The sequence below is a fragment of the Streptomyces zhihengii genome, assembly GCF_016919245.1.
Lineage (GTDB): Bacteria > Actinomycetota > Actinomycetes > Streptomycetales > Streptomycetaceae > Streptomyces > Streptomyces zhihengii.
Genome location: NZ_JAFEJA010000002.1, coordinates 1921540 through 1932298, shown reverse-complemented (window position 1 = coordinate 1932298; position 10759 = coordinate 1921540). Strand labels below are relative to the sequence as shown.

Here is a 10759-nt window from a genome sequence, read left to right as displayed (position 1 = left end):
CGGCGGGCCTGTTCCGCCGAATGCGAAATGGGCACACCGAACGAGCCGAGACGGAAATTCCCGCTCGGCCTGAACATGGCTGCGCCACACAGCGCATCCCGGTAAAACGCCAGGTCGCGTGGGCAGCAGCGGATTATTGATCATCTGGCTGACGCCGCGTCAACCCCTCGGACAATCAGGGCAATAGACCACCGGAAGAGGGGTGGTTGTGCCCCGGTTTCTCCGGTCGCTCGCGCGGCGAGTTCCGCGTGGTGTATAAACGCCCGGTCCGTCGCCAACCGATTCGTCGCACGTACCGAAAGCCGGGGCCTTTCATGCCGTCAAAGGAATCCACGCCGTCCGCGCCGCCAGTGGAGAGGCACCCCGGGGCGGGCCCCGACGACGGGCCGGGGCAGCCCGGCACGGACACGGGCGAGGGCGCCGGAGCGGGTGACGGCACCGGCGAAGTGGGCGCGCCGGAAGGGGGGCCCGAGACAGGGGGGCCATCTGCAGACGGGGGTCGGACCGGGCTCGCCATCGCCGGGGCACTGCTGCTCGCCTGCGGCGGACTGGTGGGCTACGGCCTGCTGGACACCGAGGAGCGGCCGAAGCCCCGCGCGGTGCCGACCGCCGAGGTGACGTACGAGGTCACAGGAGAGGGCCCGGTCGAGATCGCGTACCTAGCCCGCAGCGAGTCGGGCACGGCGACCGTGGTCCGGGACGCCGAACTGCCCTGGCGCACCACGGTCCGGGTCCCGCTCGGCCAGGAGCCGTCCGTCGCGATCACCCTCGGCGAGAAAGGCGGCCGCGCGGTCTGCACCCTCGCCGTTCGCGGCGAGCATGTGCAACTCGCCACAGCCTCGGGCGGTTACGGCCGCGCGACCTGTGCGGGCACGCTTCCCCCGGCGGCGAACTGACCGCCGCCGGGGGATCCCTCGCGGGGACACCGAGGAGCGTCAGCCGTGACGCGTGCCCGGCGAGGGACGACGGCGCCCCGCACGCGGCGCCCCTTCGTGGGGATCTCCAGGGCGTGGCGCAGGGCCATGTGCGAAGCCCGTACGCACGCAACGGTGCAGTGAGCGTGCCAGGGCACCCGCTCGGGGCACGGATCCCGCCGAGTACTTCCAGGCCTACCGGGGTGCATCGCGGCGAGGACGGCTCCTGTGACTAGCAGTCCGAGGGCGGTGAAGGTGCCAGAACCGGCTTGATCGGCGATCGCGCGAGCAACCGGGGCAGCGCTCCGCGCTTCGCTTGGAAGCGAGCTCCGGCGCTCCGCGCCTGCGCGCGAAGGCGTGCGATTCCTCCCGGCGCTAAAGCACCGGGGTTCCTAGCAAGATCAGGCTGATCACGCACACCTGACCTTCGCCATCCCTACCAGGAGGCAACCGTGCCCGCCGAGGACACCAACACCCGGGCCTGGCAGGTGTACGGCCAACGCCACGTGGCCCGGGCTTTCACACCGCCCGTCCCCGACCGGCTCGGCTGGACGCCTTGGGAGGGGATCGAACCGGGAGCGGAGGTCCTCGGCGATGTCGCCGGCCGCCGTGTCCTGGACACCGGTTCCCGGGGCTGGATACCACGCCGTCCAACTCGCCCAGGCTTACGGAGCCCGCGTCACCGGCATCGAACTGTCCCCGACCCAGCACAAGCCAGCTTGCGTACCGCGTTACCCGTCGCGGACGCACATGCTGCGGCTCCGGCCAGAGCACGCTGACGAAGGCGCCAACCTCACCGCACGATGCGTCCTCGCACTCCCAGCGCTCCTCACCTGACCACCTCGGCCCGATCCCCCGGCGAGCGCAGTACATGTCGGGCACGGGGGTCCAGGTCATCACCGGGGGTGTGGGGCAGAATGATGTTCGAAGCGTCCCAGTCCGGGATGCTCGTGGATGCCGAGCCGCCGTGGACGGACTCGGGTGAATAGAAGGATCGCAGTATGGCCAGCGGCACCGTGAAGTGGTTCAACAGCGAAAAGGGCTTCGGCTTCATCGAGCAGGACGGCGGCGGCCCCGACGTCTTCGCCCACTACTCCAACATCTCCGGCGGCGGCTTCCGCGAGCTTGTCGAGGGCGAGAAGGTCAGCTTCGACGTCACCCAGGGCCAGAAGGGCCCCCAGGCGGAGAACATCGTCCGCGGCTGACCCCACGCCGCCGACAGTCATGTGGGGGTGCCCGACAGTCACGGCGGGCACCCCCACATGCTCGTCTCGCGACGCCTGGTGGTCATCCGGCATTCCAGCGGGCGACCAGCTGCTCCTTCCAGCCCTTGGGAGGGGGCCAGGGAACGCCCCAGTCGGCAAGTTGCGCACGGCTCCAGCCTCCCGCGGGAGAGCGGGAAGCCTCGATGTCCTGCGGCGAGGGCAGGACGAGGGGCCGGGCGACACCTTCGACGGAGCGATCCCCACGGGACCTCTCTGGGGTCTGCGTGGCCGGTGCCGGCCGGGCCCCCGCTCGGTCCGCAGGTGGGCTCCCTCGCAGCCTGAACGGGCTGGTACGCCACTGCCACTCCCTACTCAGGATGAGGGCGGCCAGGTCCAGCGAACCCATCGGGAGCACGCCTGCCGCGGCGCGGATCTGCGGCCAGCTCAGTTCGTGCCCCGCGGCCAGAGCAAGGGAGAGTGCATTCTCCAGGCGCGGGTCGACCGCCTGCTGTTCGAGGAGCCGGCGTGTGCGAGAGCCATCCGTGGCCACCAGGCCCCAGCCGCGGAGACGGCAGAAGTCGGCGGTGGCACGGTACTTGGCGATGTTGATGGCCATCGCCATCTCGTACACCGGCTTGACTTCGATGAGGATGCAGCTGCCGTCTGCGGTCGCCGCGAGCAGGTCCGGGTAGTAGGTGCGCTGTCGCCCGTCGTATTCGTAGCTGATGGCCAGCGGCTGTTCCTGGTAGTAGGTGATCTGGGAGGCGAAGCTGAGCAGTTGGATGACGCGCAGTTCTGTCTCGGACTCGTACGACACGGCCCGGTCGAGCTTGGGACAGTGCCATGCTCCGAAACGTCCGCGGGTGAGGTTCTCCTCTTCGCGGAGCACTTCCAGTTCGGCTCGAGGTGGCGCCGGACTGCGATCACCAAACCAGTCCACGTCGGCTGCGATTGCTGACCAGCGCCGCGTCGATCGGTCGATGCGGCCCGCTCGCACCGCCTCCCGGCGCACCTCGTCGTGACGCAGAGTGCGTATGGTCAACGCTTCTGCTGCGAGGTTCTCCGCACGGACCTTGTCGGCACCGGCAAGGCGCGCCAGCAGAGGCACCGCCTGCCGGGGGGCGACGGACGGCAGCAGCATGTCCGCCAGGTCGAGCAGCCGTTCCGCGGCCGGCGGCTGAGCCCCGGGCCCCTCTCGACCCACGCAGCTCAGCTCGCTCAGCACCTGCCGCAGCCTCCGGGACGCCGGAGAGGTATTGCGCACGAAACGGCGGATCGCTCTGGTCTGCAGCTGGCGGACCCGCTCCCGGGAGACGCCAAGGCCCTCGGCGGCCGTCTCCAGCGTCTGCGCCGGCTGATCGTGAAGCCCAAGGCGACGGCCGAGAACATCGCGATCCCTCGGCTCGGCCAACTCGTCCACCGCTGCGGCGACCAGTTCCCGCAGCACCAACACCGTGTCGGGGTCCCGCGCATCGATCAGGTGCCAGTCGCTCGTCAGATGCACGGCGCCAGGGCAGACACACTCAAGCAGCCAGTCGTCCAGAAGGAGCGTGCCCGCTTGCCGCCACAGCCGTCGGGCCGCTGTCCGGCGGTCAGTCTCATCGGCTGCAGCCAAGTCCCAGACGACCCGCCGGGCAAGGAAGGCTTCGCGCCGCTCGGGCCGCAGCACGTGTCCCGTGGCACCCTCCCAGTCCGCCATCACCCCGGTCACCCGGCCCGTCAGATCCTCCGTCGGCACATCGCGGGAGTCCGGCGCGGTGCGCAGCGACCGGCGATCCTGGTGCCGTCGAGCAACCGCCACGCTTCTCCACGGGTACGACGGCTCGCGATCCAGACGCGTCTTCAGCCACTCAACCGGGTCGTCAACGAGCGCGCCGTCCTGTGACACCGACAGCTCCACTCGTGCACTGATCGCGGCCGGGGTTCGGCCGTGGCGCTCTGCCAGCTGTGCAAGATTCAGCCCCTCGACCACGCCCGCGACAAGCCTTTCGTCCTCCGCCTCGCTCCAGGCACGGCCACGCCGAGATCCGAGTACCTCGTCCGGCACGTCGCTCCCTTACCACTCTGAGGGCCGCGCAGGCATAGTGCACCTGAGGGGTCATACGCTCGCAGCCACACGCTCCAGCGATCAAATGTGCCTTGCCCGCTCCCATCCTGTCCACAGCATCCCACGCATCACAGACCCCAGCCCGGCCCCCGCCACAGCCAGCGAGAATCGACTGAGGCCCCACCCGTGTGCGTCGACATCGATCCGTGAGTGTTCGCCGCACCGCGTTCCTCACGGAGGCTGGGTCAGACCCGATCAGCGCGGGGGCACTTCCAGGTCGATCGGCGGCAGCCCCCAGTGTTCTAGGGTTCCGTTGCAGTGCTCCGCCAGGAACTGGACTGAACCGCCACCGTAGTGCCACCACGCCCCGCCACGAGAAGCCACCGTGACGATCCAGTCCTGCGGCGATCCTCCCGTCGTACTCCACATGAACTTGTCGCTGTCGCACGACTCACCCCAGGGCAGCAGCCCACCAGGAGCGGGGTGAGCCAGCAAGCCGACACTGGGTTCCAACCAGGCATCGGTGAGTACTTCAATGGTGTCGCGGCTGGCCTGAAGCCAGCGGTCCTCTTCGTCCGGCTCGGGAAGACGAACCAGAAGGAAGGCACCGACGTCGAAGGTCGGATACCACTCAGCAAGGTACTTGTAATCGGAGGGAAGGCCAGTGCCCAGGCTCTCCTCGAGCCCGGCCCAGTCGATCACTGCCCCCGCCCTCCGACGGAGGTCGGCCAATCCGGGGACGGCACGCTCCAGCAACGCAAGCGCCTCTTCCGGATCGGCTATGCGGCGCTGCGGCGTCTGTATGCCGACGAGATCGTCATCCATGGGACGCAGCGTGCCACACGCATCCGACGTCGCACGACCGCTCCAGAGCGTAGGCAAGACGCTCCTAGCGGTGCCGGTCACATACGCGACCACGACCGTCGACGTCTCACTGTGGGCCGCGGTGAAGGGGGCCGCCGTTTGCGCCCACCGCAGCGAGGCCGCCCGCCCGCGCCCCCTGCCCGGCTTGCTCGCCCGTCTGCCCGAACCGGAACGCAACGAGATCATCAGCGGCCGAGCACTTCACCCGACTCTCCCCCGGCCCCGCGCCGGGGCGCCCGCACCTGCTCGTCGTCTGACCGGCCAACCGCCCACAGCGTCCGGCCCGCACGATCGGAGACGAGATGACCACCACGCCCACCCCTGACGCGCCGCCCAGCACGTCGATGAGCGACGAGGAGTACGGGGCCTTACGCACCTCAGCAGCCATGTGGGCCGGAACGTCCGCGCGCTGATCACCGATCAGCGCGGCCGGGTCCTGATCCAGCGCGTCGACCACCCTACGACCTGCCTCCTGCAAGGCGGGGCCGTCGACGAGAATGAGTCCCCAGCTCAGGGCCGCGCGGGAACTGCGTGAGGAGCTCGGCGTCACCATGGTCGTCGGCTCGCCGTGGACTGGGTCAGCGCAGACAGCCTCACCGTGCCCGGCCCCCGTCGCAGTGACGGGGGCCAGGCTAATGAGGCCCATTCGGCTTACGACCGCGTGACTCAGTTGCCGATCCGGTCGGTCACGGGCTCGCTGCACTCGTCGTTGCCCAGGCCGGGCCCCGTGGTGCAGACCCAGATGGTGATGGTTCCGTCTTCGCGCATGTCGTAGTTGCAGGTTTTCGAGACCTCCGGGGTGGTCACACTGCAGGAGTCCGAGCGGCCGTAGTTCGTGTACCACTCGACGGAGCTCGTGCGGCCCTCGTAGTGCTCGACCCAGACCTTGTCGCCGTAGCTGATGAATCCGCCATAGGCGTAGCCGTTGCCGACCACGGCATCGGCGTGGGCCGATGTCGAAAACCACAGGACGGTCGCGACGGCGCCGACGGCGGCCACTGCGAAGCGGGAGACGTTTCTCATGGAAGTCCCTTCTTTCACTGGGAGTCGGTGATGGTTGATGTCAGGCGTAGGTGATGTCGGAGGCGCAGCGAGCGCCGCTCTGGCCCGGGTAGGTCTTGCCGAGGCACACCCATACGCGGACCCAGGCGACGTCGGAGTCGGTCGATTCCCAGACGATGTCCTGGCCGTCGGAGGTGGAGGTGTCGTCGGTGGCGAGCGGCCCATAGAAGAAGCCGGGGGTGGTTACGTACGCGCGGGCGGCGACACCGTCGGCCTGGTAGTCCTGGACGTAGTTGAAGTACGAGTCGTTGAAGTCCGCGCTGGCGCTGTTGATGCAGACCGTTGCCTGGACGTGTCCGCCGCTGAGTCCGGCGGAGTTCCGCACCGTGGCGGACAGGGTCTCGCAGCCGGCCGCCTGGGCCGAAGCGGGCAGGGCCACGCCGAGGGCAGTGAAGGCCAGCGTGGCGGCGCCTACGGCGGAGAGGGCGCCTCGGGTGCGCCGCGAGATACGGGCGGTCATGAGGATTCCTTTCGTTTCGGAGTGTGCTCGGGGTAGTGGGAGGTGGTGTTGTGCGTGGCGCGTCCCGCTCGAGTCGCCTGCGCGGCGATCCGATGCGACTTCCGTTCCCGCGTGGTCCGGTGGCCCGGGGCCGGATGCGCTCCGCGTACAACGACGCCGAGCACGCGTTCTGCGGGGAAGTAGCCGATCAGCCGCGAGTCGAGGCTCAGCCGCTGGTTGTCCCCGACCAGCACCACCTTGCCCGGGGGGACGGCGTCCTCCTTGGCCTGCGACAGCGATGGAAACCCCGCACGCGGCACCGGGTCACCGGGTACGGCCTCGACGCGTTTGATGAGCCAACGGCGTCGGGACATCCGCGCGTTGTCGGCTCCGGCCGGCAGTGGGGGGCCGAGCCACTGGCCGTCGACTCCCGGCTGCTCCACCACGACGACCTGTCCCGCCGCAGGGGTGCGGATTCGCCGTACCAGGACGCGGTCGCCCTCGTGGTAGGACGGCTCCATGCTCCTGCCGCGCACGGTGACCGAGGCGATACGACGGGCGAGGAGCCGACGGGCAACCAGTAGGACGCCGAGCAGCAGCGGCAGGATTGCGTACAGCAGCCCGCGCTCCGGAGTGAGGTAGGCGCCTACGGTGATCGTCGCAGCCGCCGCCAGGGCCAGCGCGCCGGTGACGGCGGCGGACGAGCCGGAACGGCGGCGGTGCGGGTCCTCCGGCCGTGGCACTGCTGCGCGGGGAGCCGGCCCGCACGACGCATGACGTACCCGAACCACGCCCTGATCCGTCCTGGGTTCGAGGGTCATCGCTCTCCGATCGGTTTGAGGACCTTCGATGACGGGTGCCGGTATCCGGCTGCCTGGAGCATGAACAGCTGGGCGTACCGGCCATCGGCGGCCATGAGTTCCTCGTGCGCGCCCTGTTCCACGATCCGTCCGTCGGACAGCACGACGATGCGGTCGGCGTCGCGGACGGTGTTGAGACGGTGGGAGATGAGCAGACAGGTCTGCCCTGCGCCGTACCGGCGCAGGGACGTGTGGACCTCGTGCTCCGCCTCGGCGTCGAGTCCGGCGGAGGGTTCGTCGAGGATCACCAGATCCCGCTGCTCCCGGATGAACGCGCGCGCCACGGCGAGTCGCTGCCACTGCCCACCGGAGAGCATCACCCCGGTCGCGGGGTCGTCGTCGTCGGGCTCATGGACGAACAGGCGGGTCAGCAACGTCTCGTAGCCTTGCGGCAGTTGGTCCAGCACCTGGTGCATTCCGGCGCGGTCCGCGGCGGCCCGTATGCGGGCCATGTTTCCCTGTGCTGGGGCGTCCCCGAGCGAGATGTTGTCCGCCGCAGTCATCTCGTACTGCACGAAGTCCTGGAAGGTGGCGCTGATGCGCTCGCGCAGCTGGGTCACGTCCGCGTCGCGGATGTCCACCCCGTCCCAGAGGATGACGCCGCGGGTCGGATCGTAGAACCGGCACAGCAGCTTGATGAGTGTGGACTTGCCGGCGCCGTTGAGTCCGACGAGTGCGAGGGAGCCGCCCGTCGGGATGGTCAGATCGACATCGCGCAGGATCCAGGGGTGGTCGTCGGAGTAGCGGAACCATACGCCGCGCAGTTCGATGCCGCGTCGCAGCGGGGGCAGTGCGGTGGGCGGGACGGTCACCGGTAGGTCCGGTCCGGCCGTGGTCACCGCCACGTAGTGCTCGAACAGCAGCAGTGCCTGGTAGGCGCGGGCAATCTCGGCGGCCAGCATGGTGATGGCTGTCTGTACCCCGGCGACCGCGGCGACGAACACCGTGACGTCGCCGATCGAGAGCTGGCCCGCCCGAGCCGCGGAGATGACCCACAGCAGCCCAAGGCCGGGGACGACGGCCGCCAACAGCCCGAGCCCGCTCTGCACCCGCGTCTCGCGGACGTCCAGCGCGCGCTTCTCGGCGTTGACCTCGCGCCGGTCGTGCAGCATACGGCCGCGCAGCAGATCACCGATCCCGAAGAGCCGCACTTCCTTCGCCGCCGCGACGGTCGACATAAGCTGCATGTAGGTGAACTCGCGGCGTTCGGTGGGAGTGACCGCCCAGTGCATGCGTGCACGACGGCGCGACAGTGCCATCTCCGCGAGGAGTACGGGGATTCCGGCGGCCAGCACCAGGGCTGGCATGAGCGGGCTGAGGATCATCAGCACGCCCAGGAATCCGATGATCGTGATGAGTGCCCGAGCCGCGGCCAGAACGCTGTCGAGCAGCTCGTTGGGCTTGGTCCCGCCGGTCTGGAGGGCGAGTCGCAGCCGGTCCAGGAAGCGAGGGCTCTCGAATTGGCCGAGCCCGGCCTGGCCGTTCAGCGCTCCGAAGAGGCGGTCCTGCGCTCGCAGGCCCACCCGCCGCGCGGCCTCCTGCCGCAGGTACCGCGCGACATGCGGCATGACCGTGGCGACCGTGCCGACCGCCGTCAGTCCCACTCCGACGGCTATCAGCGAAGAGGAGCCGTCCGGGGCGGTCAGCGAGTCGAGCAGCACTTTGGTCAGCCAGGCGGTCGCGACCGGCAGCGCACCGCCCGCCAGCGTCAGCACGGCATACGACGCGGTCAGCCCGGGAGCCACCGTCACCCCCAGCGCAACGGCCGCGCGGACCGTCCGGCCGACGGCGCGCAGCGACCTGGCCCGCCCGGGCACCTCCCCGGCAGGGTCCGGGCCGGACGGTGCACCCGTGCCACTCCCGGAGGACCTGCCGGACGGTGGGCTCATATCCTTCCCAGACGGCCCCCCGCCCCGTCGCCCGCTCACGACGCCAGCGCGGCCGAGCGCGCCACCCTCACCAGGCGGCCGTCGGCGTCCGGTGCGACCCACAGCATCGTCGGGTAGCTGGACGCCCGGAAAGCAGCCCCCAGCGGCCCGCCGGAACCCTCGACCGCCACGCGGGCGACCGGACGCAGATCGGCGGCGAAGGAGCGGGACTCCTCGGTGTCCCCGACGACGACGGCCAGCATCTCCTCGCCCACGTCCCGCAGCCTGTGGGCATAGCGCACCAGCTCGGGCAGCTTCTCCTTGCAGGACCCGCAGGTCGGCGAGATAAAGGCGACAAAGGTGGCGGCCCCCAGGGTGTCCCGACTCAGCGGCGCGCCGTCGACGTCCGTGGTCCGGAACCCACCCACCGTCTCGCCCACACCGAGGCCTGACGCGCGCTCCATCGCGGACAGCAGGCCACTGTGCTCCCGCAGCCGCTTCACAACTCCGAGCGTGAGGACGAGGTCGACGGCACAGAGCAGTCCGACGAACACGACCGCCGTGATGAGGAATGGCATTTCTGCTCCTTGAGTTCTACCAACGCGGTTACCGCCCGCTCCGGACCGTGCTCGGCGGGGCGTGAGGAGTGGAACGGAACAGTTCGAGGACGTCGTCGAGGCGAACGACCAGCGCTCCCAGCACCAGGCCGCCGAGCGCGGCCAGGACAGCTCCCCCGGGGTGCGCGCGCAGGTCCGTCGCCGCGACCGCACCTGCCACGGCGAGGGCGGCCAGTGCCCCGTTCCTGGCGATGTGACGTCGGCCGAGCACGGTGGCCGACGCGCCGAAGCAGTGACAGGGGGCCGCGATACCGCGCCACACGACAAGAGTGACCCCGGCCGTGAGGCCGGCCAGCAGCGATGCGGCGACGACGAGCCCGGCGACGTTGAACGCGGGGGCCGTCGGCACCACGAGCAGCGCGCAGACCGCCAGTTCGGCGGTGACCAGGGCCGGTGCCATCACACCCGTCAGACCCGGCAGCAGCCGGGTGGCGCGCAAGGAGGCGACGAAGCCGGCGTAGGCGGCCCGCCCCGCCGTCTTACCGAGGAACGACGTCAGAAACACCGTCCCCAGCAGGTAACGAACACCGATCTCGAAGTACTGCATCAGGGGCCTCCCCAAGATCCTGCGACCGGTGCCCGGCGGTCGCAGGCCGGACACCGCGGTCTCAAGTCCCGGAAGCCGGCCTTCGTACGGAGGCCGGCTTCCGGGACTCGGGCACCTCCCGCGTGCGCCGTGGTCAGGTGCCCTCACCACGGACGCGGCACCGGGGCGCTCCGGTCAGCACTCGGCGCAGCGGCAGTACAACCACTCGCCGGGCTTGTCCACCGCGCCCTCGGTGCACCCCTCACAGGGAGCCCAGCAGCCGCCGCACGCCGAGGCGCACTGCCAACAGCTGGGCCATGAGCCACAGCCCGCCGCAGCCTCGATCCGGGGAACGAA

11 protein-coding genes are annotated in these 10759 nt (G+C 70.0%); 2 read left to right on the top strand and 9 right to left on the bottom strand.

Annotated features, from left to right (window positions below; genetic code table 11):
- Positions 1-350: 350 nt before the first annotated feature.
- On the top strand, positions 351-896 hold the full coding sequence (locus JE024_RS35960) for a hypothetical protein (RefSeq protein WP_244883441.1): 546 nt from the start codon (positions 351-353) through the stop codon (positions 894-896).
- Between the two features lie 1019 nt (positions 897-1915).
- The gene (locus JE024_RS35955) at positions 1916-2119 is read left to right on the top strand and encodes a cold-shock protein (protein WP_124264726.1); all 204 of its coding nucleotides are present in this window, start codon (positions 1916-1918) and stop codon (positions 2117-2119) included.
- Positions 2120-2201: 82 nt separating this feature from the next.
- On the opposite strand, the gene JE024_RS35950 is transcribed toward JE024_RS35955, so the two are convergent.
- The 9 genes from JE024_RS35950 to JE024_RS35910 all read right to left on the bottom strand — a co-directional run bounded on the left by JE024_RS35950 (position 2202) and on the right by JE024_RS35910 (position 10423).
- Positions 2202-4166, bottom strand: a complete 1965-nt coding sequence (locus JE024_RS35950) for a TnsA endonuclease N-terminal domain-containing protein (protein ID WP_205378037.1) — start codon at positions 4164-4166, stop codon at positions 2202-2204.
- A gap of 255 nt (positions 4167-4421) precedes the next feature.
- Positions 4422-4991, bottom strand: a complete 570-nt coding sequence (locus JE024_RS35945) for an SMI1/KNR4 family protein (protein ID WP_205378036.1) — start codon at positions 4989-4991, stop codon at positions 4422-4424.
- A gap of 106 nt (positions 4992-5097) precedes the next feature.
- Entirely contained in the window at positions 5098-5487 is a 390-nt protein-coding gene (locus JE024_RS35940) for a hypothetical protein (protein ID WP_205378035.1), read from the bottom strand.
- Between the two features lie 209 nt (positions 5488-5696).
- Positions 5697-6053 (bottom strand): hypothetical protein, encoded by a 357-nt coding sequence (locus tag JE024_RS35935; protein WP_205378034.1) that lies wholly within the window; start codon positions 6051-6053, stop codon positions 5697-5699.
- A gap of 40 nt (positions 6054-6093) precedes the next feature.
- The gene (locus JE024_RS35930; protein ID WP_205378033.1) at positions 6094-6552 is read right to left on the bottom strand and encodes a hypothetical protein; all 459 of its coding nucleotides are present in this window, start codon (positions 6550-6552) and stop codon (positions 6094-6096) included.
- Complete coding sequence (locus JE024_RS35925) at positions 6549-7274, bottom strand: S26 family signal peptidase (protein WP_244883440.1); 726 nt, start codon at positions 7272-7274, stop codon at positions 6549-6551. Before JE024_RS35925 ends, JE024_RS35930 begins: the two co-directional genes overlap by 4 nt.
- Positions 7275-7348: 74 nt before the next feature.
- The gene (locus JE024_RS35920) at positions 7349-9208 is read right to left on the bottom strand and encodes an ABC transporter ATP-binding protein (protein ID WP_244883438.1); all 1860 of its coding nucleotides are present in this window, start codon (positions 9206-9208) and stop codon (positions 7349-7351) included.
- 107 nt (positions 9209-9315) lie between these two features.
- Positions 9316-9837: a TlpA disulfide reductase family protein gene (locus tag JE024_RS35915; protein WP_205378030.1), complete on the bottom strand. Its 522-nt coding sequence runs from the start codon at positions 9835-9837 to the stop codon at positions 9316-9318.
- A gap of 28 nt (positions 9838-9865) precedes the next feature.
- Complete coding sequence (locus JE024_RS35910) at positions 9866-10423, bottom strand: MauE/DoxX family redox-associated membrane protein (RefSeq protein WP_205378029.1); 558 nt, start codon at positions 10421-10423, stop codon at positions 9866-9868.
- Positions 10424-10759 lie beyond the last annotated feature (336 nt).